Origin of the sequence: Nocardia blacklockiae, from assembly GCF_015477355.1 — a bacterium.
In the GTDB taxonomy this organism is placed as follows: domain Bacteria; phylum Actinomycetota; class Actinomycetes; order Mycobacteriales; family Mycobacteriaceae; genus Nocardia; species Nocardia blacklockiae.
The window spans coordinates 329,181-355,096 of the sequence record NZ_JADLRJ010000007.1 but is presented as its reverse complement, the minus strand read 5'-3'; the positions used below and the strand labels follow the sequence as shown (position 1 = coordinate 355,096).

The following is a 25,916-nucleotide window of genomic DNA, read 5'->3' as shown; positions in this document are numbered from 1 at the left end:
CGGTTCGCTCCCTCATCGGGCACCGCCGGATCGCTGGGCCAGTAACCACACCAGCAGCGCCTTCTGGGCGTGCAGGCGGTTCTCGGCCTCGTCCCAGACCACGCTGTGCGGGCCGTCGAGCACCTCGTCGGTGACCTCCTCGCCGCGATGGGCCGGAAGACAGTGCAGCACAACGGCATCGGCGGCGGCGCGGGCCAGGAGGCCGGCGTTCAGCTGGAACGGGCGGAACGGGCCCACCCGGTCCAAACCGTCGTGCTCCTGGCCCATCGAGGTCCAGGTGTCGGTGACCAGCGCGTCGGCCCCGGTGGCCGCGGCCTCGGGATCGTCGGTGATCGTGACGGTGGCCCCGGTCTCGGCGGCACGCTCGCGCGCGGCCGCCACCACCGGCGCGGCGGGCGCGAAACCCGCGGGCGCGGCGATCGTCACGTGCAGGCCCGCCGTCACGCCGCCCAGCAGCAGCGAGTGCGCCATGTTGTTGGCGCCGTCGCCGAGGTAGGTGAGCCGCCGCCCGGCGAGGGTGCCCTTGCGCTCGGTGAGCGTCAGCAGATCCGCCAGCACCTGGCACGGGTGGAACTCGTCGGACAACGCGTTGACCACCGGAACCGTTGCGGCCGACGCCATCTCGTCGAGCCGCCGCTGTTCGAAGGTGCGCCACACCACCGCGTCCACGTACCGCGAGAGCACCCGCCCGGTGTCGGCGAGGGTCTCCTCGCGGCCCAGTTGGGTGTCGCGACCGTCCACCACCACCGCGTGGCCGCCGAGCTGCGCGATGCCCACCTCGAAGGAGAACCGGGTGCGGGTGGAGTTCTTCTCGAAGATCACGCCGACCCCCCGCGGCCCCTCCAGCGGCCGGTGCGCGAACGGCGCGGCCTTCAGTTCGGCTGCCAGCGCGAGGATTTCGGCCTGCTCGGCGGGCGTGATGTCGTCGTCGCGCAGGAAGTGCCGGAGGCTCACGCGGTCCCCTTCCGTAGCGCGTTGTCCAGGATCGCGGGCAGATCGTCGAGGAAGTTCTCGGCCTGGAACTCGGTGAGCACCAGCGGCGGCGCCAGCCGGATCACGTTGGGCTTGGTCGGATTCACCAGATAGCCTGCCGCGCGGGCGGTTTCCTCCACCCGCACCGCGACGTCGCGCCGCAGTTCGATGCCGATGAGCAGCCCGGCTCCGCGCACGTGGTCGATCAGCGGGTGGTCCAGCTCGGTGAGGCCGTCGATCAGCGTCTTGCCGACCGCTTCCACGTGCGCGAGCAGGCCGGTCTCGTCGATGGTCCGCAGCACCGCCAGCGCGGCCGCCGCGCACACCGGGTTGCCGCCGAACGTGGTGCCGTGCAGGCCGGGGGTGAACAGCTCGGCCGCGACGCCCTGGGCGAGCACCGCCCCGATGGGCATCCCGCCGCCCAAACCCTTTGCCAGCGTGATCATGTCGGGCACCACGCCCGCGGCCTGGTGCGCGAAGAAGTGGCCGGTGCGCCCGATGCCGGTCTGCACCTCGTCGAGCACCAGCAGCGCACCGAAGTGCGAGGTGATGACCCGGGCCTCGGCCAGGTAGTCCGGCGGCGGCACCACGACGCCGCTCTCGCCCATCATCGGCTCCAGGAACACCGCGGCGGTGTCCCGGTCGACGGCCGCGGCGAGGGCGTCCGCGTCGCCGTAGGGCACGTGCACGACACCCGCGGGCAGCGGCTCGAACGGCGTGCGCTTGGCCAGCTGTCCCGTCAGAGCCAGCGCGCCCATGGTGCGCCCGTGGAAGGCGTCGTGGCACGCGATGATCTTGCGCCGCCCGGTCAGCCGCGCGATCTTGAACGCCGCCTCGACCGCCTCGGTGCCGGAGTTGCAGAAGAAGGCCCGACCGCTCCCGTCGCCGAAGTGCGACACCAGGCGTTCGGCCAGCTCGATCTGCGGCTCGCTGGCATACAGATTCGACACGTGCCCGAGCGTGCCGAGCTGCTGGGTGACGGCCTCCAGAATCGCCGGGTGCGCGTGGCCCAGGCTGTTGACGGCGATGCCGCCGACCAGATCCACGTAGCGGTTGCCGTCGGCGTCGTAGACCACCGCGCCGGCGCCGCGCACCAGCGCGACCTTCGGGGTGCCGTAGTTGTTCATCAGCGCGCTCGACCAGCGCTGCCGCATTTCCTGATTACTCATGGCGTTGTCGTTCCTGTGTCGGGTGGGGTCACCATCGTTCCGATGCCTTCCCCGGTGAACAGTTCCAGCAGGACCGCGTGTGGCACCCGGCCGTCGATGACGTGCGCGGTCGGCACGCCGCCCTGCACGGCGCGCAGGCACGCCTCCATCTTCGGCACCATCCCGGCGTCGAGGCTCGGCAGCAGGGCCGCCAGCTCGGCGCTGTCGATGTGGGTGGTCAGCGACGAGCGATCGGGCCAATTCGTGTACAGCCCTTCGACATCGGTGAGCACCACCAGCTTCTCCGCGCCGATCCCCTCGGCCAGTGCGGCCGCCGCGGTATCGGCGTTGATGTTGTGTACCACGCCGTCGGCGTCCGGCGCGATGGTCGACACGACCGGAATCCGCCCGGCGCGCACCAGATCCAGCACCGCGTCGGGATTGACCGAGGTGACGTCGCCGACCAGACCGATGTCGGTGGCGACACCCTCGACCGTGACGGTGCGGCGTGTCGCGGTGAACAGGCGCGCGTCCTCGCCGGAGATGCCGACCGCGTACGGCCCGTGCGCGTTGATCAGCCCGACCAGCTCGCGGCCGACCTGACCGAACAGCACCATCCGCACCACGTCCAGCACCTCGGGCGTGGTGACGCGGAAGCCGCCGCGAAACTCGCCCTCCAGCCCCAGCTTTCGCAGCATCGCGCTGATCTGCGGGCCGCCGCCGTGCACCACCACCGGATGCACGCCGACCGTGCGCAGGAACGCCATGTCGGCGGCGAAGGCCGACTTGAGGGTGTCGTCGACCATGGCGTTGCCGCCGTACTTCACCACCACGATCTTGTCCCGGAACTTCTGCAGCCACGGCAGCGCCCCGGCCAGCACGTGCGCCTTGTCCAGCGCCGAGAGGCCTTCGGTCACAGACGTGCTCATGAGCTGTAGGCCGAATTCTCTTCGACGTAGCCGTGCGACAGGTCGGTGGTGCGGATGGTGGCCTCGCCCGCTCCCATGCCGAGATCGATCACGATGTGGATGTCGGCGCCGGACAGGTCGACCTCGCGGGCCCCGGGCGCGCCGGTGCCGTGCACGCACACCGGATTTCCGTTGAACGACACCGAGATCCGGTCCGGCTCCAGCTCGATCGGCGCCATGCCGATCGCCGCCAGCACCCGGCCCCAGTTCGGGTCCGAGCCGAACAGCGCCGTCTTCACCAGCGAGTCCCGCGCCACGGTGCGCGCGCCGAGCAGCGCCTCGTCCTCGTCGGCCGCGCCGGTCACGGTGACCAGCACCCGCTTGGTGACACCCTCGGCGTCGGCCATCAGCTGGGCGGCCAGGTCGTCGCAGACCGCCAGCACCGCGGCGTCGAGGTCCTCCTGGCTCAGCGTGACCGCACTGGCGCCGTTGGCCAGCAGCAGCACGGTGTCGTTGGTGGAGCAGGAGCCGTCGACGTCGAGGCGGTCGAAGGTGCGGCCGGTGGCGTTGCGCAGCGCCCGGTCCAGTTGCTCGGGGGTGGCGGCGACGTCGGTGGTCAGCACCACCAGCATGGTCGCCAGCGACGGCGCGAGCATGCCCGCGCCCTTGGCCATGCCGCCGACGTTCCACTTGTCGCGGTGGTGGAAGGCGGCCTGCTTCGGCACGGTGTCGGTGGTCATGATGGCGTGCGCCGCGTCGGTGCCGCCGTTGAGCCCGCCGCCCATCTCGTGCACGATCTCGGTGACGGCCGGGAGCAGTTTGTCCATCGGCAGCCGGTCGCCGATCAGGCCCGTCGAGCACACCGCGATCTCGCCCGCGCCGGTCTCGGTGCCCCAGTTGCTCAGCGCCTTCGCCAGTTCCTCGGCGGTGGCGTGGGTGTCCTGGAAACCGCCGGGCCCGGTGCAGGCGTTGGCGCCGCCGGAGTTCAGGATCACCGCCCGCAGCCGGCCGCTCTTGAGCACCTGCTGCGACCACAGCACCGGCGCGGCCTTGACCTTGTTGCGGGTGAACACCCCGGCCGCCGCGTACTCCGGCCCCTCGTTGAGAACCAGTGCGAGATCGAGGTTTCCGCTGGCCTTGATGCCCGCCGCGATCCCGGCGGCGCGGAAGCCGAGCGGCGCGGTCACGCCCTGCGTGCGAACCAGCTTGCCGTCGGCGCTGTCGGTCGTTGTCACGGTGCCACTCCTACGGTGGAAAGTCCGGCGGTCTCGTCGAGACCGAGAGCGAGATTCATCGATTGCACCGCGCCGCCCGCGGTGCCCTTGGCCAGGTTGTCGATCGCGCCGATCACCACCAGCAGCCCGGCATCGGCGTCGACGGCCACCTGCAGGGTGACCGCGTTCGAGCCGAGCACCGAACCCGTCTGCGGCAGTGCGCCTTCGGGCAGCAGGTGCACGAAAGGCTCGTCGGCGTAGGCCTTCTCGTAGACCGCGCGGGCCTGCGCGGCGTCGACGTCGGTGACCGCCGTGCAGGTCGCGAGGATGCCGCGCGGCATGGGCGCGAGCACGGGGGTGAACGACACCTTCACCGGGCGGCCGCCGGCGGCGGTCAGATTCTGCGCGATCTCCGGGGTGTGCCGGTGCGCGCCGGCGATGTTGTAGGCGCGGGCCGACCCCATCACCTCCGAGCCGAGCAGGCCGACGTCGAGCTTGCGGCCCGCGCCGGAGGTTCCGGTCACGGCCACCACGCTGACCACCGGCTCGACGATGCCCGCCGCCACCGCCGGCGCCATCGCCAGGCTCGACACGGTCGGGTAGCAGCCCGGCACCGCGATCCGGGTGGCGCCGCGCAGCCGCTCGCGCGCGCCGGGCAGTTCCGGCAGCCCGTACGGCCAGCTCCCCGCGTGCGGCGACTTGTAGTACTTCTCCCAGGCCGCCGCGTCGGTGAGCCGGAAGTCGGCGCCGCAGTCGATGATCACCGTGCGCTCCGGCAGCGCCCGCGCGATGGCCGCCGACTGCCCGTGCGGCAGCCCGAGGAACACCACATCGTGCCCGGCGAGCACCTCCGGGGTAGTTTCGGAGAGCACCCGGTCGGCCAGCGGCAGCAGGTGCGGCTGCAACTCCCCGAGCGTGGTCCCGGCGTTCGAGCCCGCGGTCAGCGCCCCGATCTCGAGGCGCCCCGCTCGGTGTTCCGGATGGCCCAGCAGCAGGCGTAGCACTTCGCCGCCCGCGTATCCGCTCGCTCCAGCCACCGCGACCCGCAGCACGGGCCCACTCGAGGTATCCGCCATGTGATGATTATGCACGATCGTGCAAGCTCATTCACAAGCGGGCCCCCGCCGCCCTTCGCGACGCGCCCGGGTCAGGGTTGCCCTAGGGATGCCGAACCGTAACGTCGCCGACGGTAACGACGATCGCGGTGTTTCGATTCACTTCGTGACAGGGAAACAAAGTAGGAGAACCTTGTCGCCCCCGGGCGTTCGTGGCGTTTGCCAGAGGCGTCCAGCACGTCGCATTGCAGGAGAGTCCGTTGCTGTTCCTACGTCTTGCCGTCCTCGTCGTCGCCGCGGTCGTCCTCGGCATCCTGTTCACCTACCGCGCGAGCGCCCGCCGCCCCGCGTCGCCACGCCCGGCCGCCCCGCGCACCACCCGCCCCCGCACGGTCGCCCCGGGCATCATGCCCGTCCGCTCCCCCCGCCGCTCCCCGGTACACCGCCCGGCAGCCCACTTCCGCAGCTGCACGACGCCCGCCCCCGACGCAACAGTCCACTGACCACCACCCCGCTCCGCGCGGCGGAACCCGCCGCCCGATGCCCGCTCATCTGCTCCCATAGGTGAGCGATCATCGAGTAGAGGAGCGGGATGCGGGAGTTTCGTCGAGTCGATTTTCTCAGGTTGCTGACCGTCGGGGCCGCGGGTTCTGTCGCGGGCGGTCTGTCCGCCGACACTCACGGCGTCGCTGATCCGACTGCGAGCGAAGCACTTTCGGTGTTGTCCGGCGCCACGCTGATCGACGGGACCGGTGCGCCGCCGCGCCCGAACTCCACCATCGCGCTGCTGGGCGACCGCATCGTCGCGGTGGGTGACGCCGCGGAGCTGCGATTGCCCGCGCGGGTCCGGCCGGTGGATCTGACGGGAAAATTCGTGATCCCGGGCCTGTGGGACATGCACACCCACGCGGCGTCGGCGGAGCGGTTCTTCCCGCCGTTGCACGTGGTCAACGGCGTCACCGGAATCCGGGAGATGTGGGGTGACCCCGCGACACACGATCTGCGCAGGCGCATCGAACGGGGACAGGCCCTCGGTCCTCGGATGGTGATCGCCAGCAACATCATCGACGGAGCGCCCGGCATCTGGCCGGGTTCGGAAACAGTGTCCACCGATACCGAGGCGCGCCACGCGGTGCGGCGAGCCCGGCAGGACGGGGCCGATTTCGTCAAGGTCTACTCGCTGCTGTCGCGCGAGACTCTCACGGCCGTCGCGGACGAGGCGCACCGGGTCGGATTGCGCTTCGCCGGGCATGTGCCGCACCGCATCCCGGTGCAGGAGGCAGTCGATCTCGGCCAATACACCCTCGAGCACATGTACGGGATGCTGCTGTCCACGTCCGCGCGGGCCGACGAACTGTACGCACGCATCGACGCCGCGCCGGGCGGTTCGCGCGCCGACCGCATCCGCCTCGAACAGGCCGCGGCCGAATCACACAGCCCGCGACGCGCGGCGGCGCTCATCGAGCAGCTGATCCGCTACAACTGCTGGCAGTCACCGACCTTGGTGGTCCAGCAGCGCTTGATGACGGGTACGCCGCCCGGGAACCCCGGCGATGAACGGCTGCGCTATCTGCCCGAATACCTGCGTCGCGCATGGCAGGAACAGGCAAGCGCACCGGCCGCCGGGCCGAGCGCGGTGCTGCAGAGCAATTTCCAGGCCCGCTTGCGGCTGCTCGAGACCATGTCCGAGGCCGGCGTCGGCATCGTCGCCGGCACCGACGCGGGAAATCCGTTCGTCTTCCCCGGTTTCGCGCTGCACGAGGAGCTGGAACTGCTGGTACAAGCGGGGCTGTCGCCGATGCGGGCCCTGCAGGCCGCGACCCGCGACGCCGCGCGGTGCCTGGGCATGGCGCACCGCACCGGCACCGTCGAGTCCGGCAAGTTCGCGGATCTCGTTGTGCTCGACGGTGATCCGCTCACGTCGATCGGCAATACCCGGCGGATCCACGCAGTGGTGTGCCGGGGGCGGTACCTGTCGAGCACGGATCGCGAGCGCATCCTGCGAGAGGTCGAAACAGCCGCGCGGCAGGCGGATTCCGCGCCGCCGGACCGCACGCACGGCGGGTGCTGCGGGTGACCCGATATTCCGTCTGTTCAGAAGAAGGTGTGCAGCAGGTCCACGACGTGGGGGCGGAGGGCGTTCGCGTCGTCGATCACCGGGATGAGCCGCCATTTGTCGAATGCCGTGCACGGGTGTGAAAGGCCCAGGCGCACTACGCTTCCCACCGGTATGTTGCCGCCCGCGGGGAGGCGCAGGAACGCGTGCTGGTCGTTTAGCGCCGATACGTACGCGCCCGGCGGGGTGTCGGTGCCGTCGGAGAAGCGTTGCGGCACCGGCAGTCCCTGATCGAACGGCAGGTCTCGCCGTCCGGCGTCCAGGAGCGCGAGCCCGGGTTCGGGGTGCGACACGGTGCGCGCCCAGCCGTGCATCGCGGCGCGCAGCGGACGGGCTGCGCGGGCGGCGGACAGGGGCGAGATGTCGGAGTAGAAGCCGTCGTCGTGGATCAGGTAGGCGCCCGAACGCAGCACCACCGTGGCTGGAATGCCTTGTGCGCCCGCGTCGTTCGCGAGACCGGCCAAGTGTTCGACGACCAGGTCGGGGAAGGCGCTGCCGCCCGCGCTGATCAGGGCGGGCCGCTCGTAGCGGTCGGCCAGGGCGGTGTGCAGGCGGGCCAGCTCGTCCAGGTAGCGCCGCACCGCGCCCACCGCGTCGTCGGTGCGGTCGTGCGCCAAGGCGCCCTCGTACCCGCCGACTCCGGCCAATTCCAGACGGTCCGAGCGCGACACGGCCGCGGCGACCGTCAGCGCCTCGTCGAGCCCCCGCGCGCCGGTGCGCCCCTGCGGCCCGCCCAGTTCCACGAGCACCGGCAACCGGACGCCCGCGGGCAGATGCCGCTCCATCTGCTCGACGGTGGGCACGCTGTCGACCCAGCTGACGAACTCGAAGGCCGGGTCGCGCCGCAGTTCCGTTGCCACCCAGCGCAATCCGGCCGGGTCGACCAGCGCGTTGGCGAGCAGGATGCGGGCGACGCCGAAGGACCGCGCCACCTGCGCCTGCCAGCCGGTGGCCAGGGTGATCCCCCAGGCGCCCGCGGCGAGCTGCTCGGCCCAGAGCCGCGGGGACATCGTCGTCTTGCCGTGCGGGGCGAGCCGCACGCCCGCGGCCGCCGCAGAGTCTGCCATCACCGCCAGATTCGTATCCAGGGCGGCGCGGTCCACCGTCAGCAGGGGCGTGGCGAACTCGTCCAGGAACGGTGCGCCGGTGAGGAATTCGCACGCTGTGCGCCCCCACGCGGCGGGCGGCAGCGACTTGTGCTCCGGGCCGAGCGTGCGCTCGGAGAGGGCGGCCACGGCCGCCACATCGATACCGGGCACGGGGCAGGAGGCGTCAGCCACGAGCCTCCGCTCCCCGAACGGCGGCGACTGCCCTGCCCTCAGCGGTCGGCAAGGATCCCCAGCACCTGCTCGGAGGTGTAGAACGGCTCCAGCCGCTCGCGAATCAGCTCGGCCAGCACGCCGTTCCGCTTGGCCGCCTCGATCACCGCGGGACCGTAGGCCAGGATCTCCTCGGCGATATCGTCGGGCGTCAGGCCCAGTTCCGGGAGCAGGCCGGCCAGGGTGTGGTCGCCGTACTTGTCGAAGAACACCTCGACCGACTCGTCCAGCAGCAGGCCGACGTACTCCTTGTTGCGGGTGGTGACCACGATGCGGTGCACCATGAGCACCAGTTGCCGCAGGTCGGCCTTGGTGAGGTAGTCCCGCAGGCCGCTCACCGGCTCCCCGGCGTGCACATCCCAGAATTCCATCGCGGCACTGTGCACCGGTGCGTCGCGCAGCGTCTCGCGGATCGCGTTGGTCACCCGCCGCAGCGCGTACAGCGTGCCCTTCTCCGCCAGCGCGCCGACCCGGCTGCCCTCGGCGGCCTTGCGCGCCGACTTCACCGCGGACTGCCCGATCGACATCAGCGAGTTCACGCCCGGCACCTTGCCCGCGATCTTCTTGTTCGCCTCGAGGATGTCGTCTATCAGCATGTCGGTGAACTTCGCGGCCACCGGGCCCGCCGTCGGGGCCTCGCTCAGCCGGTCCAGCAGCCGCTCCTGCGCGCCGTGCATGCCGAGGATCTTTTCCAGCAGCGCCTCCACCGGCTCGCGCTCGACCACGTCGCCCAGGGTGTGGTCGTCGTTGGCGGCGATGTGGTCGTAGAGCGCGTCGGACAGCGTCCCGACCAGGTCGCGCACGACCGGACTGTCGCTGCGGTCGACAATCTTGCGGACGGTCCGCTTGGCCTCGTCCAGGGTCACCACGTCGCGGAAGACGATGGTGTCGGCAACGCCGATCACCGCCGTCACGTCGCGCGCGACGACCTCGGCGAACCGGTCGCCGGTCACCTCCCCGACAATGAACTCGACCTGTGCGTCGAGCAAGCGTTCGGCGATCTCCCGCGGTTCGGCCATGCCATCCACCCTCTGTTCGTTCCCGGCCGGCCCGCTTATCCGGAATCGTTGTCGCGCACCGATTTCCGGATCCGGTCCAGGCGTTCCCGCGCGGCTTTCTCCCGCGCCTCCCAGTGTTCTTCGACGCTGCGGCCCGCCGGCGTCTGCGAATCGAGTTCGCTCATCCCCTGCGCGGTGCCGAAGCGCTGCTCGACCTTATCGCGAACTGACTCGAAAGTAGGGACACCGGATCGGGAGTATCCGCCGACCCCTTCCGTGCCGGTGGACGACGGTATGCCGGCGGTCGGCGTCACCTGCCCGAATGTCTCAGACACACCGGGCCCGGGTGGGAGGTCGGTGTCCGACGTCACAGCGACCTCGGCCGAGACATGACCGATTCCGGCCGCGGCCGCGTGCAGCCCTTCCAGCGCGGGCCGTCCGGCCGTGGCGGCCGCCACCACCGCGGCCAACTCCTCGTCCGGCAGCGCGGCCAGCACCGCCGCCATCTCACTGGTCTCCGACATGGACCCAGGCTACGCACCGGAACCCCGCCCGACCACGCCTTCGGCCGACCGCCTACTCCCCGGTGGCGGCGGGCGTCTGCGCCAGCACGCCGCGGGCCCAAGTCGCGATGTCGGTACTCCAGCCCGGGATCATGATCAGGTCGTTGTGCCCGGCCCCCGGGTAGATCTTCAGCGACTTGGGTTGGGCGGCCGCCTCGTACAGCGCCCTCCCCATCCGCACCGGCAGCAGGTCGTCGTTGTCGCCGTGCATGACCAGCGTCGGCACCCGCAGCGAGCGGATCCGGCGCAGGCTCGGGAAGGCGTTCGGCACAACGGGTTTGGGCAGGAGCGGGTAGACCGCCCGGGCGGCGTCGCGCAGGCCCGTGAAGGTCGACATCAGGATCAGGCCCGCGGGCGGGAACTCGGTGGCGAGTTCGATCATCACCGCGCCGCCCAGCGACTTGCCGAGATAGAGCACCCGGTCCCGGTCCACGCCGGTCCGCTCCAGCAGCGCCGCGCGGGCGGCCCGGGCGTCGAGGTAGACGCCGCGCTCGCTGGGGCGCCCCGCGCTGCGCCCGTAGCCGCGGTAGTCGAACACCAGCACGTCGAATCCGGCCGCGGCGAGCAGCGCGAGCACCGGCGAGCGGTCGCCGATGTTGCCGGCGTTGCCGTGGGCGAACAGGATGTGCCCGATCGGCCGCGCCGCGCGCACGAACCACCCGTTCAGCCGCACGCCGTCGGCGGCGGTGAAGTACAGGTCCTCGTACGGCAGGCCCAGCTGCCGCGGTGTCACCGTGACCTGCCGCTCGGGCAGGAACGTCAGCGCGTTCAGCACGGAGGTGGCCGGATGTCGCATGTTCCCTTCTTACCTCGAGCCGGGCGGGCGTCACCGCCCCGCGAGGCCCGCCGTCGCGATGCCGCGCACGAAGGCCTTGTTGGCGAAGGCGTAGACGATCAGCATCGGCGCCAGCATCAGCAGCGAGGCCGCCATGAACACCGGCCAGTGCGCGGTGTACTGGCCCTGCATCCACACGAGGCCGAGGTTCAGTGTGGCGATGCTGCTGCGCTGCAACATGATCAGCGGCCACAGGAAGTCGTTCCACACCGTGACCCAGGTGAGCACCGCCAGCACCAGCAGCGCGGGTTTGGTGTGCGGCAACAGGACTCGCCAGTAGGTCTGCCACACGGTGCAGCCGTCGAGGATCGCGGCCTCCTCCAATTCGGCGGGGAGGGTGAGGAAGAACTGCCGCATCAGATAGGTGCCGAAGGCGTTGCCGAACAACCCAGGCACGATCATCGACAGCGGGCTGTCCACCCAGCCGAACGAGCGCATCAACAGGAACTGCGGGATCACCGTGACCGTCAGCGGCACCATCAGGGTGCCCAGGTAGGCCAGGAACACCACGTCGCGGCCCTTGAACGGCAAGCGCGCGAAGGCATATCCGGCCAGCGAGCAGAAGAAGACCTGCCCGGCGGTCACGCAGCCGGCGTAGAGCACGGTGTTGAGGAACATGCGGCCGAACGGCACGAACTCGAAGACCGACCGATAGTTCGACCACTGCGGCTCGGCCGGCACCAGCGCCGAGCCCGCCACCTCGCCCTGCTTCTTCAGCGATCCCGACAGCGCCCAGAGCACGGGAAGCAGTGCGCACCAAGCCATTACGGCCAGGGCGAGGTAGATCAGCAGCCCGCGCGCGGTGCGCCGCACGATGACCCTGCGGTACCGGGTCGGCCGGGTCGTCGTCGCCATCAGCCCGCCGCCGTGTCGTCGCGCCCCAGCCGCAGTTGCAGATAGGTGAGCGCCAGCAGGATCAGGAACACCACCCAGGCCAGCGCGCACGCGTAGCCCAGGTCGTTGAAGGCGAAAGCGTTCTGGAACAACATGATTCCGAACAGGTACGTCCCCGTCTCCGGCCCGCCGTTGCCGCCGGTGAGCACGTAGGCCTGGTCGAAGGCCTGGAACGAGTTGATGATCGAGATGACGAACACGAACCCCAGCGCCGGCCGGATCAGCGGCAGCGTCACCGACCGGAACCGCCGCAGGCCGCCCGCGCCGTCGATGCGCGCCGCCTCGTACAGGGTCTCGGGCACACCCTGCATGGCGGCCAGCAGCACGGCCGCCGCGAACGGCACGCTCTTCCAGATGCTGACCAGGCACAGCGAGACCAGCGCCCAGCGCGGATCGATCAGCCAGCGCACCGGTCCCATGCCGAACCAGCCGAGCACCGTGTTGAACAGGCCGCCGTCGGTGTTGAACATGAAGCCCCACACGATGGTCATCGCCGCCGTGGACGCCACCAGCGGCAGGAACAGCACGCTGCGGAACAGGCCGATGCCCTTCAGTTTCGCACTCAGCGCCGCCGCGACGGCCAGGCTGACGACGATCGTCGGCACCACGGTGGCGACGGTGAAGATCAGCGTATTGACCAAGGCGATGTAGAACAGCCGATCACCGGTGAACAGCCGCCGATAGTTCTGTGCCCCTACGAATTCCGGCGGGTCGAACATATTCCAGTGGTGGAAACTCAGATACAGCGAGAACGCCAGCGGAAACAGCAGGAACACCAGCACGGCAACGAGATTCGGGACGATGAACACGCGCCCGGCAGCGGCCTTGCGGCGGGTGAGCGCGGAGCGGCCGCGCGGCGCGGCACTCACGACGCCTCGCCCGCGAGCAGCCGGTCCAGTTCACCGGCCAGGCCGTCGCGGAACGACGACGCCGGCGCGGCGCCCCGCAGCACCCGGTCGGTGGCGCGCTGCCAGGCGGCGTCGACCCGGGGCCAGCGCGGGCTCACCGGCAGGTGATGGGAATGCGCCGGGCCGCCGGTGAGCACCTTGAGGTTGCGGATGCCGTGGTGCGCCGCGGCGAACTCCGGCGACTCGAGGGCCGAGCGCAACGCGGGCACGAACAGTCCCGACGCCGCCACGGCCCGCTGTCCCTCCGGCCCGGTCGCGAATTTCACGAATTCCCAGGCCGATTCCTTCTTGGCGCTGGATGCCGCGATGCCGATGCCGGTGGTGCCGATATCGGACTTCGCGGCCTGCCCGCGCGGACCCACCGGCAGCACCGTGACGTCGAAATCCAGATCCTCGGCCGCGGCGAAACCGCTGTACTGCCAGTGCCCGGTCAGCACCATGCCGACCTTGCCCTGGGTGAACAGGTCCAGCGCCGACATCGAGGCCGAGACCGACAGCATGTCCGCGGCCAGCGGCGCAACCCGGTGCCGCACCGACAGGTCCGCGTAGAACTGGAATCCCTCGACGAAGCGGTCGTCGTCGACGTTGGAGCGGGTCGGGTCGATCGGCGGGGTGAACCATTCGGCGCCGTTGTTCATCCCGAAGATCGCCCCGGACCAGCGCGGCACCGGCCAGGCGTCGACGAAGCCCCACTGGGTGGTCGTCCCGGCCGCGTCGCGTTTCGTCAAAGCCTGTGCGGTGCGCAGGAATTCGTCGAAGGTCCAGGCGTCCTCCCAGCGCGCGGGCGGCGGCGGGAGCCCGGCCGCGTCGAACAGTGTCCTGTTGTAGTACAGGAAGACTCCCGCCCACTGCTCCGGCAGCGCGTACTGCCCGTTCTCGAATCGGAACGTCTCGTAGAGTTGCGGGATGCTGTCGGCGCGCAGCCGGGCGGCGTACTCGGGATCCTTGTCCAGCATGACGTTGAGGTCCTGCAGCACGCCGAGTTCGGCGAACCGCGAGTAGGACTCCCACTGCATCAGCACGTCCGGGCACTTCCCGCCCGCGCAGTAGGTGAGGATCTGCTGTTGCGGATCGATGCCCGACATCTGCACCCGCACGGGGATGTCCGGCCGCACCCGCGCGAACGCCTCGATGATCCGCATCCGGACCTTCGCCTCGTCGGGCGCGGCCTGGAAGAAGAAGGTCAACGCGTCCGAGTCGTCCGCGCAGCCGCTCGCCCCGGCCACCGTCGCCGCCGCACCCACCCCCGCCGCACCCCGCAGCAGTGCGCGTCGGCTCAGCATCGTCGCCCTCCGCATCGTCGCCGTCGAAACCCGTTGAGACGAAACGCCACCGACCGTAACCGAAGGTGCGCGTCGTCACACCGAGAATCGCCGAAGGGACGCGGGGACGGCCGAGCTCACGCCCGCTGCACAGCGCCGACCGCTCGGGAAGCGGCGGCTACGGCGGCGTCGCGGGCGGCGCTGGCCTCGTCCTCGGTGAGGGTCCGGTCCACGGCGCGGAAGCGCAGGGCATAGGTGAGGGACTTGCGGCCCTCGCCCGCCTGGGCGCCCTCGTAGACGTCGAACAGGGCGATGTCCTCGAGCAGGTCGCCCGCGCCGGTGCGCAGCGCCGACTCCACCGCGGCCGCGGGCACCGTCTTCTCGACCGACACCGACACGTCCTGCAACACCGCCGGGAACGCGGATACCAGTGGGGCGGGCCGGGTTTCGCGCAGCGGCAGGGCGTCGAGGTCGAGTTCGAGGGCGCAGGTGCGCGGCGGCAGACCGGAACGCTCCAGCACCGCCGGGTGCAGCTCGCCCGCGTGGCCGACGACCGTGCCGTCCACGACCAGTTCGGCGCAGCGGCCGGGATGGAACGGCAGGTAGGCCGCGGCGCGGCGCTCGATCGTCACGCCCGCGGCGTCGGCGAGCGCGTCGGCGAGTGCGAACGCGTCGGCGGCCTCGGCCGCCCGGCCCGCGCCCCACGGCCCGCGCGGCTCGCGGCGGCCGGTCAGCACCGCCGCCACGTGCACCGGCTGCACCGGCAGCGACCGCACCAGCGTCGCGAATTCCTCGTCGGTCGGCCGCCGGTCCACCGGCAGCGGCTCCACCGCGCGGGTCTCCCCCGTCGGCAGCACGACCTGCGCAATGCTGTAGATCGCCAGATCACGCTCGCCGCGCGAGATGTTGCGCGCGGCCACCTCCAGCAGCCCCGGCAGCAGCGTCGTCACCAGCTCGGCGCGTTCCACGTCGAGCGGGTTGAGCACCCGCATCGTCGTGCGGCGCGGATCGTCGGCGTCCAAGCCCCAGGCGTCGAACACGTTCTCCTGCAAGAAGACCGGCGCCGGCACCTCCACCGCGCCCGCGAAGGCCAGCGCCCGGCTCACCGCGCGGCGGCGGCGCTGGGCGGGGGTGAAGCCGCGTCCGGCCGGCGCGGTGGGCAGCACGGACGGGATCTGCTCCAGCCCTTCCAACCGCAGCACCTCTTCCACCAGGTCGGCGGGCTGAGTGAGGTCGGGCCGCCAGCTGGGCGGGGTGACCACGAGCTGGCCGTGCCCCGATGCGCTGACGTCGACCTCGACCGCGCAGCCGACCTGCGCCAGCCGCCGCGCCGAGGTACCGGTCGGGTAGACGACCCCGGCGGTCCGGTCGGGCAGGTCCAGGTCCATCCGGATCGGCGCGCGCTCCGGGATCGCGACCCGCACGTCGGTGAGCTCGGGTTCCACTGTGCCACCGGCGATCTCGACCAGCAGCGTGGCCGCCCGGTCCAGCGCGGCGAGGTTCAGCTCCGGGTCGACGATGCGCTCGAATCGGCGCGAGGCCTCCGAGGACAGCTTGTGCCGCCGCGCGGTGCGGGCGATCGCGACCGGGTTCCAGGTGGCCGCCTCCAGCAGGATCTCCGTGGCGGCCGCGCTCACCTCGGTGCTCGCGCCGCCCATGATCCCGGCCAGCGAGACCACCCCGGACTCGTCGGCGATCACCACGTCCTCGGCGTCGAGCACGCGCTCGGACTCGTCCAGCGTGCGCAGCGTCTCGCCGCGGTGGGCACGGCGAACCACCAGGCCGCCGTGCAGCTTCGCGGCGTCGAAGGCGTGCAGCGGCTGCCCGAGCTCGAGCATCACGTAGTTGGTGACGTCGACGGCGGGCGAGATCGGCCGCACCCCCGACAGCAGCAGCCGCCGCTGCAGCCACCACGGGCTCACCGCCGCCGGGTCGATGCCGGTCACCCGCCGCGCCGCGAACCGGGTGCACAGCGAGTCCGGCTCGACGCGCACCTGCCAGGCCTCGGCCTCGTCGTCGGGCAGCGTGCGTACGGCCGGGTCGGCGTACTCCAGGTCGAAGCCGCAGGCCAGCTCGCGGGCCAGGCCACGCACCGAGAAGGCGTAGCCGCGGTCGGGCGTGATGGCCAGCTCGACCACCGTATCGTCCAGTCCCAGTACGTCGTTGGCGTCCGCGCCGGGCTCGGCGGTGCCGGGCTCGAGCACCAGGATGCCCGAATGGTCCTTGCCGATACCGAGTTCGGCGACCGAGCAGATCATGCCGTTGGAGACGTGGCCGTAAGTCTTGCGCGAGCTGATCTCGAAGCCGCCGGGCAGGATGCCGCCCGGCAGCACCACCACGACCAGATCACCGACCGCGAAGTTGGTTGCGCCGCAGACGATCTCCTGCAGTTCGGGGCGGCCGACGTCGACCTTGCAGAACCGGATCGGCTTCTTGAACTCGGTCAGCTCGGTGATCTCGGCGACCCGGCCGACCACCAGCGGCCGGTCGGGACCGCCGGTGACGCGCTCGAGGGTGTCGATCTCCTCGACCTCGAGGCCGACCCGGACGAACCCGGCGTCGAGTTCCTCCGGGGTCACCGACCACTCGGGGGTGGTGCGCTGCAAGACTTCGGTCAGCCAGGACTGCGCTACTCGCACTTGACGTTTCGCTTCCTCGTTGGTGGGACCGCCGCGCCCGGGGGCGGCGTCGCTCGGATCGGGACGGTCAGGACTGGACGCCGAAGGGCAGCGTGAACCGCACGTCGCCTTCGACCATGTCGCGCATGTCGGGGATGCCGTTGCGGAACTGCAGGGTCCGCTCCATGCCCATGCCGAACGCGAATCCGCTGTATTCCTCGGGGTCGATGCCGCTGGCGATGAGCACCTTGGGGTTGACCATGCCGCAGCCGCCCCACTCGACCCAGCCGGCCCCGCCCTTCTTGTCCGGGAACCAAACGTCGACCTCCGCGGAGGGTTCGGTGAAGGGGAAGAAGCTGGGGCGCATGCGGGTTCGGGTGTCGGGGCCGAACAGCGCCCGCGCGAACGCGTCCAGGGTGCCGCGCAGGTGGGCCATCGTCAGGCCCTTGTCCACGGCCAGGCCCTCGACCTGGGAGAAGATCGGGGTGTGGGTGGCGTCGAGTTCGTCGGTGCGGAAGGTGCGCCCCGGGCACACGATGTAGATCGGCAGCTCCCGCTCGAGCATGGACCGCACCTGCACCGGCGAGGTGTGCGTGCGCAGCACCTGCCGCGAACCCTCGGGGGCGACGTAGAAGGTGTCCTGCATGGTGCGCGCGGGGTGGTCGGGCAGGAAGTTCAGCGCGTCGAAGTTGAAGTGCTCCGTTTCCACTTCCGGGCCTTCGGCGACCTCCCAGCCCATGGCGACGAACACCTCGGCGATCCGCTCGGACAGGATGGTGATCGGGTGCCGCGCCCCGACCGGGCCGCGCGGCGCGGGCAGCGTCACGTCGATGGCCTCGGCCACCAGCACCGCCGCGTCGCGCTCGGCGAGCAGCTCGGCGCGCCGCGACTCGAACGCCTCGGAGACCCGCGAGCGCGCCACGTTCACCCGCTTGCCCGCGTCGGCCTTCTCCTCCTTGGGCAGGCCGCCCACGGCGCGCTGGGCCAGCGCGATCGGCGATTTCCCGCTCATGTGCTCGGTCTTGGCGGCCGCGAGTGCATCCAGGTCGGCCGCCGCGGCAAACGCCTTCTCCGCTGCTGCTGCGGCGGCGGACAGCGATTCCTCGCTGAGTGCCGCGGTCTGCTCGGCTCGTGCGTTCTCGTCGGCCACGATGCTCAGTCTCTCCTGGCTGGTACGGGTATCGGCGGGTCTACCTACCCCACATTGTTGCTGGTCGAATCGTACGCAATGCACCCAGCCCACTTCACACGCATTTCGCCCGGCCCCCGCGACCACCACACCAGCCCGAACGTCCGTCGAACCGGATCTCGACGACGCCGCTTCCGCCGGGCAGCACTGCGACCGCGCACCACCGTGGGATCCACAGGTGGTGCGCGGTCGCGATACACATCTGGCGGCAACAGGGACCGCGGGAGCGTCGTGGCCGGGTTGGCGTCGAGGTGCGCGCGGCCTACCGCGCGGTCTCGATCCGGCGGGGCAGCAGCGTGGCCACCAGCGCGCCGAAGGCCACGATCGCCGCGCCGGTCCACACGGCGGGCACCAGGCCGTCGACGTAGCTCTGCGGGCTCACATACGAACCGCGCGAGGCGAACACCGAGGCCAGCACCGCCACGCCCATCGCCACGCCGACCTCGCGGATGGTGTTGTTGGTGCCCGAGGCCATCGCCTGGTCCTGTCGGGCCGCACTGGCCATCACCACGGTCGCGCTCGGCGCGAAGGTCAGGCCCATGCCGACGCCCGCCAGCACGAACGGCCCGACATAGGACCCGTAGCCGACATCGACGGTGGTGACCGCGGCCATCCACGCCAGCGCCGCCGCCAGCAGCACCTGCCCGGTGGTGAGCAGCGTGCGCGCGCCCACCCGGTCCACGATCAGTCCGGCGATCGGCGCGACCACCATGGGCGCCAGCGTCCAGGGCAGCGTGCGCACTCCGGCCTCCAGCGGCGAGAACCCTTGCACCACTTGGAAGAACTGTGCGAGCAGGAAGATCGAGCCGAAGACGCCGACCGAGAACGTGAAGGTCGTCGTGTTGCTCACCCGGAACGCCCGCGAGCGGAACAGCCGCAGCGGCAGCATCGGATCCGACGTGCGCAGTTCCCAGCCGACGAGCCCGACCAGCAGCGCCCCGCCCGCGATCAGCGCGGTGAGCACCGGCGTCGAGGTCCAGCCGTCGTCGGCGCCGTGGATCACACCCCACACCACCGACAGCACGCCCCCGGCCGCCAGCACCAGGCCCAGCGGATCGAAACGCCTGGCGCCACCGAAGGATTCGTCGATCACCCGGGCGACGAACGGCAGCACCGCCACGCCGATGGGCACGTTCAGCCAGAAGATCCACTGCCAGCTCAGGCCGTCGACGACCGCGCCGCCGACCACCGGCCCGACCGCCACGCCGAGGCCGGTGATGCCACCCCAGATGCCGATCGCGGCACTGCGCATCCGCTCGGGCACCGCGGCCGACAGCAGCGTCAAGGACAGCGGCATGACCCCGGCGGCCCCGAGCCCCTGCACGGCCCGCGCGGCGATGAGCATCCACGGGTCGGTGGCCAGCGCGCACGCCGCCGAGGCGGCGGTGAACACCGCGATCCCGGCCAGGAACACCCGGCGCCGGCCCAGCCGGTCACCCAGCGCCGAGGCGGTGAGCAGCAGCGAGGCGAACGCCAGCGTGTAGGCGTTGACGAACCACTGCAGGTCGCCCAGTGAGGCGCCCATCTCGGTGCGGATCACCGGCAGGGCGTTGGTCACGACGAGGTTGTCCAGCGTGACCATGAAAGTGGGAATGCCGACCGCGGCGAGGACCGCCGCGAGCGGAGGCTTGCGACGCCCGACCGGTGCGGCGATCGCCTCGGTGGTCTCGAAGGTGCTGGTCATGATGCGCTAACTCCTTGTTGTTATCCACTGATAACTTGATACCGAGAAGAATATGCATCGGCTGATAACATGTCAACAGCCGCGGCGAATCCCGCCGACCCAGACCGAGGAGGACCGACCGGTGCCCACGAGCCGAACCCGACTGACCGCGAGCGAACGCAGCGAGCAGGTGCTGGACGCGGCCGTCACCGCCTTCGCCGAAACCGGTTACGCCGCAACCAAAACCGATGAGATCGCGCGCCTTGCCGGAGTGTCGCAGCCGTATGTCATCCGGCTGTTCGGCAGCAAGCAGGCGCTGTTCATCGCCGCCGCGCACCGCGTCTGCGACCGCATCGAAGAGCTCTTCCGCGCCGCCCACGAACGCATCGCGCCCGGCACCGACCCGCACGCAGCGCTCGAGGAGCTGGGCCAGGGCTACAACGCCTTCCTGCTGGATCGCGAACTGCCGCTGATGCTGCTGCACGGCTTCGCGGCCAGTTCCGAACCGGCCGTCGGTGACGCGATGCGCGAGCGGTTCGGCCGCATCTACCAGCTGCTTCGCGACCTCACCGGCGCCTCCGCCGACGAGGTGCGCCGATTCGTCGCCAGCGGAATGCTGCTCACCGTCATGACCGCCATGCAGGTCGTCGGCCCCGACGCCGTGCCCCTCGACTGGGCCCAGGAGATCATCGCCTGCTTCGACGCGGAGTAGACGCGGCGGCGAACACCACAGCCACCCCTCGTGACAGCGGAGGAACTCTCCGCTTATAGTTAGATGCAGCAAGCAACTTATTGACTTGCTCACCTAAACCACACCACCCGTTTCGACGAGGTCAGCGGTGGGGTCGGGCGCTGTCGCCCGGCCTCCGCGTGCCCGCCTCCGGAAAGAGAATCGATGGCTATCACCACCGCGCGCGACGCCGCCCCCGCCGCGGCCGCATCGGACGAGGACGCGATGACGCACCGGCAGATCATGGAGGCGCTGTCCGGGCTGCTGCTGGGTATGTTCGCCGCCATCGTCTCCTCGACGATCGTCTCCAACGCGCTGCCGAAGATCATCGGCACCCTCGGCGGCGGGCAGACCGCCTACACCTGGGTCGTCACCGCCGCGCTGCTCGCGATGACGGCCACCACCCCGCTGTGGGGCAAGCTCGCCGATCTGTACAGCAAGAAGGCGCTGGTCCAGATCGCGCTGCTGATCTACATCGCGGGCTCGGTGGTGGCCGGGCTGTCGCAGAACGCCGGGATGCTCATCGCCTGCCGCGCGGTGCAGGGCATCGGCGCGGGCGGCCTGTCGGCACTCGCGCAAATCGTGATGGCCGCGATGATCGCGCCCCGCGAGCGCGGCCGCTACAGCGGCTACCTGGGCGCGACCTTCGCCGTGGCCACCGTCGGCGGGCCGCTGCTGGGCGGCGTCATCACCGACACCAGCTGGCTGGGGTGGCGCTGGTGCTTCTACGTCGGCGTGCCGTTCGCGGTCGTCGCCCTGGTGGTGTTGCAGAAGACGCTGCACCTGCCGGTGACCCGGCGTGAGGTGAAGGTCGACTGGCTGGGCGCGTTCCTGGTCACCGCGTCGGTCTGCCTGCTGCTGGTGTGGGTCAGCTTCGCCGGCGACAAGTACGACTGGCTGTCCTGGCAGACGCTGGCCATGGTGGCCGGTGCGCTGGTGCTGGCGATAGTGTTCGTGTTCGTCGAATTCCGGGCCGCCGAGCCGATCGTGCCGATGCGCCTGTTCCGCAACCGGACCATCACGCTCGCCTCGACCGCGTCGCTGATGGTCGGCACCGCGATGTTCGCGGGCACCGTGTTCTTCAGCCAGTACTTCCAGCTGGCCCGCGGCGAGTCGCCGACGATGTCCGGTGTCATGACGATCCCGATGATCGGCGGCCTGTTCGTGACCTCGACGGTCTCGGGCCAGATCATCACCCGCACCGGGCGCTGGAAGGCGTGGCTGGTGTGCGGCGCGGCGCTGATCACCGCGGGCCTGGGGCTGCTGGGCACCATCCGCTACGACACCGACTACTGGCTGGTCGCGGTGTACATGGGCCTGATGGGTCTCGGCATCGGCATGACGATGCAGAACCTGGTGCTGTGCACGCAGAATCAGGTGGCGCCGCAGGATCTGGGCGCCGCGAGCTCGCTGGTCGCGTTCTTCCGCTCGCTCGGCGGCGCGATCGGTGTGTCGGCGCTCGGCGCGGTGATGGCCAACCAGGTACGCGAGCACATCACCGACGGGCTGTCGAAGCTGGGCCCGGCCGCCGCATCCGCGGGTGGCTCGAGCAACGAACTGCCGAATCTGGCGGCGCTGCCGGGACCGGTGCGCACCGTCGTCGAGGACGCCTACGGGCACGGCATCGCCGACGTGTTCCTCTACGCCGCGCCGGTCGCGTTCGTGGCGTTCGTGCTGACGCTGTTCATCAAGGAGGTCGCGCTGCGCACCTCCGGCGCGGCCGCGCCCACCGCGGTCACCGAGCTGACGCAGGTCGGGGACGGGGCGGCCGCGATGCCGATCGAGGTGCCCGAGGCCATGGTGTACGGGGTGGTGCGGGCCGGCGACGGCGCGCCGCTGCCCGGCGCCGCGCTCACGCTGATCTCCCCCGCGGGCCGGCAGGTCGGCCGGGCGCTCGCGCGTCCCGACGGCGGATTCGGGCTCGACGCACCCGAATCCGGGGTCTACGTGCTCATCGCCTCCGCCGACGGCTTCCAGCCGCAGGCCGCGCCCATCACGGTCGACGGCCGGCCGCTCGGGTACGACTTCCGGCTCAGCGGGATGAGCGGGCTGGCGGGTGCGCTGCGGGCCGCCGACGACGGGTCGCCGGTCGCGGACGCGGTCGTGATCGTCACCGACAGCCGCGGCGAGGTGATGGCCGCGGGCGCGTCGGGCGAGGACGGCGCGTACGAGCTGACCGACCTGATCCCCGGTCCGGTCACCGTGGCCGTGAACGCCGCCGCCTTCCAGCCGGTCGCCGTCTCCGCGGAGGTGCACGGGCAGGGCGTCACCCGGCTCGACCTGACGCTGTCGCGCGGCGCGCGCCTGCACGGCACGGTCTACGCCGCCGACCGTCCCCTGCCCGATGCGCGGGTCACCCTGGTCGACACCGCGGGCTCCGTGATCGGCACGGCCACAACGGGTTCCGACGGCACCTACATCTTCGCCAACCTCGGCAACGGCGACTACACCGTCATCGCCTCCGGCTACCCGGAGACGACGCGCACGGTCGCCCTGCGTTCGGGTGAGACGGGCGGCCACGACATCGAGCTGTCCCATCCGGGCGAGTAGCCCGAAACTCTTTCGGAGACAAAATACTTCGTGAGACACCCATCGAACGTGCCCGGACGGGACCCGTCCGGGCACGTTCGCCGTTTCCGCACCGGTCGAATCAAGTTCTGCGCGAGATGATCATGAGGTATTCGCACGGGTCGTCGGTCCGATTCGCGAAACCGTGGTCGGCGTCGGCCCGGAAGAACACGGAGTCGCCGGTGTCCAGGGTCTCGCTGATGCCGCCCAGCGCGACGGTGAGCGTGCCCTTCAGCACCACGAGTTGTTTCTCCGTGCCCGGCGGATACGCGGGCAGCAGCCCGGTGGACACCCGCGCGGGAAGGTAGTGCACGATCATCTCGGCTCCGCCCGCGCCCGGGGCCGCCGACACCATGTGCCGCTCGAAGCCGGTCTCCGGGTCGCGGAACACGGGACGAGCGTTCTTGCGCAGGACGACCGCCACGCCGGACCCGGCCGCGGCCGGGCCGCCGATCAGCTCCGAGAGTGACGCGTCGAGCGCCTGGGCGATCCTCGACGCGACGCCGATCGTCGGACTCTTCTCTCCGCGTTCGACTTTGGACAGCATCGCCCGGCTGACCGACGACCGGGTGGACAGCTGCTCCAGCGTCAGGCCCACCTCCTCGCGGCGACGCCGCACATTGCCGCCGAACGCACCGGCCAGATCGTCACCGTGCCTCGGCTCGGCCCCGTCTTCGTTGTGCTCGGCCACCGTCCTCCTCGATCGATGCGTACTTCGCTCGCCCACAGTGTAGATTTCTTCTAAAGTAGACACGCTCTCCTATCGGAGACGTCAGCTTAGCGATCCGGAGGTTCCCATGCGTTCGGTCTCGACCGGCCGGCACCACGCCACGTTCGAATTCGGCGATCTGCGAGTGGTCTCGTTGCGAGACGGCTACATCGACATGCCGCCGACGCGGCTGCGCGACGAGGACGGGCGCGCGCTCCTCGAGCTGCCGCCCGCCGTGCCGCTGGCCGGCGACAACCTGCGGCTGTCGGTCAACGCCTTCTTCGTCACCGACGGCACGCGCTCGATCCTGGTCGACACCGGCGCGTCCGATGTCTGGCACGACCCCACCATGGGACTGATCTACGACGCGCTCGACGAAGCGGGCATCGACCGCGCGCGGATCACCGACGTGGCCATCACCCACCGGCACGAAGACCACGTGAGCGGCCTGATCACGCCGGACGGCTCCGAGGCGTTCCCCGCACTCGAACGCGTGTGGATCGGCGCGGGCGACACGTCGGTGTTCACGGGTCGGCTCGCACCGCTGCGCGACCGGGTCGTCCCCGTCACGGAGCCGGTGGCGATCAACGACTGGACCACCGCCGTCCCGACACCGGGCCACACCCCCGGCCACACCGTCTACGACATCCGCAGCGACACCGGCCATCTCCTCGTCTGGGGCGACACCGTGCACGTCCCCACGCTCCAATTCGAGCGCCCGAGCGTCTCCTGGGAACTCGACGGCGACCAGTCCCAGGCCCGCACCGCCCGAGCCGCCCTCCTCGAACAACTCACCCGCCCAAACCATTTCGTAGCCGGCGCCCACCTCGACTCCCCCGGCATAGCCCGCGTCACCCCCGCCGGCAACGGTTACGCACTGGAATACCTCACCCCACCGATCGGCTGAATCACGCACAGCGAACTCACACCCGGGCGCCGCCGCTGAGAGTTGTCACAAATTGCCGCGAAACTCCGCGAACATGCGTGTTCGGCGATAGATTCTGGCGTTGACGGTCAATCCTCTTGTCGGGCGGGAGTTTTCGATGCCTCACAGTCGAATGTTCGGTCGGGTTTCCGGAGTCGCGGGCAGAGCGGTCATCGCATTGTGCGCCGTCTTCGCGCTGGCGAGTCCCGGTGCGGTGGCCGCGGCGGAGCCACCTTCGGACGACCAGGCCGCGGCGTGCTCGCTGGCCCCCGTCTCGGAGACGCGCTATGTCGGCGGGCGGCCGTACCTGCTGCGCGTTCCGAGCGGGTTAACCGGCCCCGCGCCGCTGCTGGTGGCGTTGCACGGCGGCGGCAGCAACCCCGCCCTGCACGAAACCCAGTCGGGCTGGACACCTTTCGCCGCCCAGCAGAAATTCGTCGTCGCCTACCCGCAGGGCGGCAAGGACGACGTCTCCGACCCGAACCGCCCCGACGACCGCAGCTGGTTCTTCGAGAACGGCAACGGCACCGACGTCGACTTCCTGCTGGGCGTCATCAGTGCGGTCAAGAGCAGCGTGTGCGTCGACAGCAAACGCGTCTACATGGCAGGCCATTCCAACGGCGGCCAGATGACCTCCCGCATGGCCTGCGCCGCTTCCGCCCAATTGGGCGCGACCGCTATGTACGCCGGCGGCTCCCACGGCGGCTGCGAAGACGGCGTCCCCATCCGCAAACTCTCCTTCGGCTTCTTCACCGCCGACAACGACTTCACCCAGGCCCCGGTATTCGCCGCCCACCTCCAATGGCGAGGCACCATCGGCTGCAGCAACAACGCCACCACCGAAACCGGCCCCGAAATCGCCGAGGGCTACAACTACCCCTGCGACCAGGGCGCCAACGTAGTCTGGCGCAAATACAAGGACGGCGGCCACGAATGGCCCTCCGGCACCCGAGGCGCCGACGTCCGCACCCGCATGTGGCAACTCTTCCAAAACCACCCCCTCCCCTAACACCCTCACCCACCCTCCACAATCAACAGCAGGTACGCCGCCTCCAGGTGCACAACACACTCGTCCGGGCTGTGGAAACGATGGATATACCGCAACTCCCTCGCCCGTCCGACGGTCAACCCCATCAACGAAACCTGGCACATGAACTCCGCCAGCCGCCCATCCGCATGCACAAACGCCCTCTCCCCCAACGGTTCCGGCATGAATCACTCCCACAACCGCGCACACGGCAAGATCGGAAGGTTCTCCGTCACACAGTCATCCACCATGACAACGACCCCCGGTACTCCCCGCGCCAGTTCCTCGGCAACAC

General features: G+C 70.6%; 22 protein-coding genes. 6 read left to right on the top strand and 16 right to left on the bottom strand.

The features are described 5' to 3' along the window. Window positions 1–12: 12 nt before the first annotated feature. The 5 genes from argF to argC are packed head-to-tail and all read right to left on the bottom strand — an operon-like array spanning window position 13 to window position 5,318. Window positions 13–954: an ornithine carbamoyltransferase gene (gene argF, locus IU476_RS23115; protein WP_195103284.1), complete on the bottom strand. Its 942-nt coding sequence runs from the start codon at window positions 952–954 to the stop codon at window positions 13–15. Beyond that, window positions 951–2,141 (bottom strand): acetylornithine transaminase, encoded by a 1,191-nt coding sequence (locus IU476_RS23110; RefSeq protein ID WP_195103283.1) that lies wholly within the window; start codon window positions 2,139–2,141, stop codon window positions 951–953. The genes argF and IU476_RS23110 overlap by 4 nt, the downstream gene beginning before the upstream one ends. After that, complete coding sequence (argB, locus tag IU476_RS23105; RefSeq protein ID WP_195103282.1) at window positions 2,138–3,049, bottom strand: acetylglutamate kinase; 912 nt, start codon at window positions 3,047–3,049, stop codon at window positions 2,138–2,140. Before argB ends, IU476_RS23110 begins: the two co-directional genes overlap by 4 nt. Continuing rightward, window positions 3,046–4,263, bottom strand: coding sequence for a bifunctional glutamate N-acetyltransferase/amino-acid acetyltransferase ArgJ (gene argJ / locus IU476_RS23100; RefSeq protein WP_195103281.1), 1,218 nt, complete (start codon window positions 4,261–4,263; stop codon window positions 3,046–3,048). Before argJ ends, argB begins: the two co-directional genes overlap by 4 nt. Further along, window positions 4,260–5,318 carry an N-acetyl-gamma-glutamyl-phosphate reductase gene (argC, locus tag IU476_RS23095; protein ID WP_195103279.1) on the bottom strand — a complete coding sequence of 353 codons (1,059 nt, stop codon included), beginning with the start codon at window positions 5,316–5,318 and terminating at the stop codon, window positions 4,260–4,262. Before argC ends, argJ begins: the two co-directional genes overlap by 4 nt. A gap of 239 nt (window positions 5,319–5,557) precedes the next feature. Here argC and IU476_RS23090 point away from each other — a divergent pair, with 239 nt between their 5' ends. Further along, entirely contained in the window at window positions 5,558–5,800 is a 243-nt protein-coding gene (locus IU476_RS23090; protein WP_195103278.1) for a hypothetical protein, read from the top strand. Between the two features lie 215 nt (window positions 5,801–6,015). Beyond that, complete coding sequence (locus tag IU476_RS23085; RefSeq protein ID WP_195103277.1) at window positions 6,016–7,374, top strand: amidohydrolase family protein; 1,359 nt, start codon at window positions 6,016–6,018, stop codon at window positions 7,372–7,374. Between the two features lie 17 nt (window positions 7,375–7,391). Here IU476_RS23085 and IU476_RS23080 read toward each other — a convergent pair whose 3' ends face one another. From IU476_RS23080 to IU476_RS23035, 10 genes are all read right to left on the bottom strand, one after another. Continuing rightward, window positions 7,392–8,693, bottom strand: a complete 1,302-nt coding sequence (locus IU476_RS23080; protein WP_324194207.1) for a type III PLP-dependent enzyme domain-containing protein — start codon at window positions 8,691–8,693, stop codon at window positions 7,392–7,394. Window positions 8,694–8,731: 38 nt separating this feature from the next. Further along, on the bottom strand, window positions 8,732–9,751 hold the full coding sequence (locus IU476_RS23075; RefSeq protein ID WP_195103276.1) for a hypothetical protein: 1,020 nt from the start codon (window positions 9,749–9,751) through the stop codon (window positions 8,732–8,734). A gap of 35 nt (window positions 9,752–9,786) precedes the next feature. Next, complete coding sequence (locus IU476_RS23070; RefSeq protein ID WP_195103275.1) at window positions 9,787–10,254, bottom strand: hypothetical protein; 468 nt, start codon at window positions 10,252–10,254, stop codon at window positions 9,787–9,789. A gap of 52 nt (window positions 10,255–10,306) precedes the next feature. Next, entirely contained in the window at window positions 10,307–11,089 is a 783-nt protein-coding gene (locus IU476_RS23065) for an alpha/beta hydrolase (protein WP_195103274.1), read from the bottom strand. A gap of 30 nt (window positions 11,090–11,119) precedes the next feature. Beyond that, complete coding sequence (locus IU476_RS23060; RefSeq protein ID WP_195103273.1) at window positions 11,120–11,983, bottom strand: carbohydrate ABC transporter permease; 864 nt, start codon at window positions 11,981–11,983, stop codon at window positions 11,120–11,122. After that, a complete protein-coding gene (locus tag IU476_RS23055; RefSeq protein WP_195103272.1) occupies window positions 11,983–12,891 on the bottom strand; it encodes a carbohydrate ABC transporter permease in 909 nt (302 codons plus the stop codon). The genes IU476_RS23060 and IU476_RS23055 overlap by 1 nt, the downstream gene beginning before the upstream one ends. Next, window positions 12,888–14,213, bottom strand: coding sequence for an ABC transporter substrate-binding protein (locus IU476_RS23050; RefSeq protein WP_195103271.1), 1,326 nt, complete (start codon window positions 14,211–14,213; stop codon window positions 12,888–12,890). Before IU476_RS23050 ends, IU476_RS23055 begins: the two co-directional genes overlap by 4 nt. A 116-nt stretch (window positions 14,214–14,329) precedes the next feature. Next, the gene (gene pheT / locus IU476_RS23045) at window positions 14,330–16,831 is read right to left on the bottom strand and encodes a phenylalanine--tRNA ligase subunit beta (RefSeq protein WP_195103269.1); all 2,502 of its coding nucleotides are present in this window, start codon (window positions 16,829–16,831) and stop codon (window positions 14,330–14,332) included. Between the two features lie 67 nt (window positions 16,832–16,898). Then, entirely contained in the window at window positions 16,899–17,960 is a 1,062-nt protein-coding gene (gene pheS, locus IU476_RS23040; RefSeq protein WP_195103267.1) for a phenylalanine--tRNA ligase subunit alpha, read from the bottom strand. A 301-nt stretch (window positions 17,961–18,261) separates the two neighbouring features. Continuing rightward, complete coding sequence (locus IU476_RS23035) at window positions 18,262–19,683, bottom strand: MFS transporter (protein ID WP_195103265.1); 1,422 nt, start codon at window positions 19,681–19,683, stop codon at window positions 18,262–18,264. A 121-nt stretch (window positions 19,684–19,804) separates the two neighbouring features. On the opposite strand from IU476_RS23035, the gene IU476_RS23030 reads away from it, so the two are divergent. Together IU476_RS23030 and IU476_RS23025 are read left to right on the top strand one after the other, a co-directional pair. Further along, the gene (locus IU476_RS23030) at window positions 19,805–20,374 is read left to right on the top strand and encodes a TetR/AcrR family transcriptional regulator (protein ID WP_324194206.1); all 570 of its coding nucleotides are present in this window, start codon (window positions 19,805–19,807) and stop codon (window positions 20,372–20,374) included. A gap of 183 nt (window positions 20,375–20,557) precedes the next feature. Next, the gene (locus IU476_RS23025) at window positions 20,558–22,942 is read left to right on the top strand and encodes an MFS transporter (protein WP_195103261.1); all 2,385 of its coding nucleotides are present in this window, start codon (window positions 20,558–20,560) and stop codon (window positions 22,940–22,942) included. A gap of 100 nt (window positions 22,943–23,042) precedes the next feature. Here the strand turns inward: IU476_RS23025 and IU476_RS23020 are convergent, their stop codons facing one another. Further along, a complete protein-coding gene (locus IU476_RS23020; protein WP_195103259.1) occupies window positions 23,043–23,651 on the bottom strand; it encodes a helix-turn-helix domain-containing protein in 609 nt (202 codons plus the stop codon). A 106-nt stretch (window positions 23,652–23,757) separates the two neighbouring features. Here IU476_RS23020 and IU476_RS23015 point away from each other — a divergent pair, with 106 nt between their 5' ends. Both IU476_RS23015 and IU476_RS23010 read left to right on the top strand, forming a co-directional pair. Then, window positions 23,758–24,576: an MBL fold metallo-hydrolase gene (locus IU476_RS23015; RefSeq protein WP_195103257.1), complete on the top strand. Its 819-nt coding sequence runs from the start codon at window positions 23,758–23,760 to the stop codon at window positions 24,574–24,576. Window positions 24,577–24,712: 136 nt separating this feature from the next. After that, window positions 24,713–25,603, top strand: a complete 891-nt coding sequence (locus IU476_RS23010) for a CE1 family esterase (protein ID WP_195103255.1) — start codon at window positions 24,713–24,715, stop codon at window positions 25,601–25,603. The last annotated feature ends 313 nt before the right edge of the window (window positions 25,604–25,916 follow it).

Coding starts and splice junctions, on each gene's coding strand:
- argB (WP_195103282.1), bottom strand. CDS start 3,049: ATGAGCACGTCTGTGACCGAAGGCCTCTCGGCGCTGGACAAGGCGCAC.
- IU476_RS23065 (WP_195103274.1), bottom strand. CDS start 11,089: ATGCGACATCCGGCCACCTCCGTGCTGAACGCGCTGACGTTCCTGCCC.
- IU476_RS23050 (WP_195103271.1), bottom strand. CDS start 14,213: ATGCTGAGCCGACGCGCACTGCTGCGGGGTGCGGCGGGGGTGGGTGCG.
- argC (WP_195103279.1), bottom strand. CDS start 5,318: ATGGCGGATACCTCGAGTGGGCCCGTGCTGCGGGTCGCGGTGGCTGGA.
- IU476_RS23110 (WP_195103283.1), bottom strand. CDS start 2,141: ATGAGTAATCAGGAAATGCGGCAGCGCTGGTCGAGCGCGCTGATGAAC.
- IU476_RS23035 (WP_195103265.1), bottom strand. CDS start 19,683: ATGACCAGCACCTTCGAGACCACCGAGGCGATCGCCGCACCGGTCGGG.
- IU476_RS23010 (WP_195103255.1), top strand. CDS start 24,713: ATGCCTCACAGTCGAATGTTCGGTCGGGTTTCCGGAGTCGCGGGCAGA.
- IU476_RS23075 (WP_195103276.1), bottom strand. CDS start 9,751: ATGGCCGAACCGCGGGAGATCGCCGAACGCTTGCTCGACGCACAGGTC.
- IU476_RS23025 (WP_195103261.1), top strand. CDS start 20,558: ATGGCTATCACCACCGCGCGCGACGCCGCCCCCGCCGCGGCCGCATCG.
- IU476_RS23015 (WP_195103257.1), top strand. CDS start 23,758: ATGCGTTCGGTCTCGACCGGCCGGCACCACGCCACGTTCGAATTCGGC.
- IU476_RS23060 (WP_195103273.1), bottom strand. CDS start 11,983: ATGGCGACGACGACCCGGCCGACCCGGTACCGCAGGGTCATCGTGCGG.
- IU476_RS23070 (WP_195103275.1), bottom strand. CDS start 10,254: ATGTCGGAGACCAGTGAGATGGCGGCGGTGCTGGCCGCGCTGCCGGAC.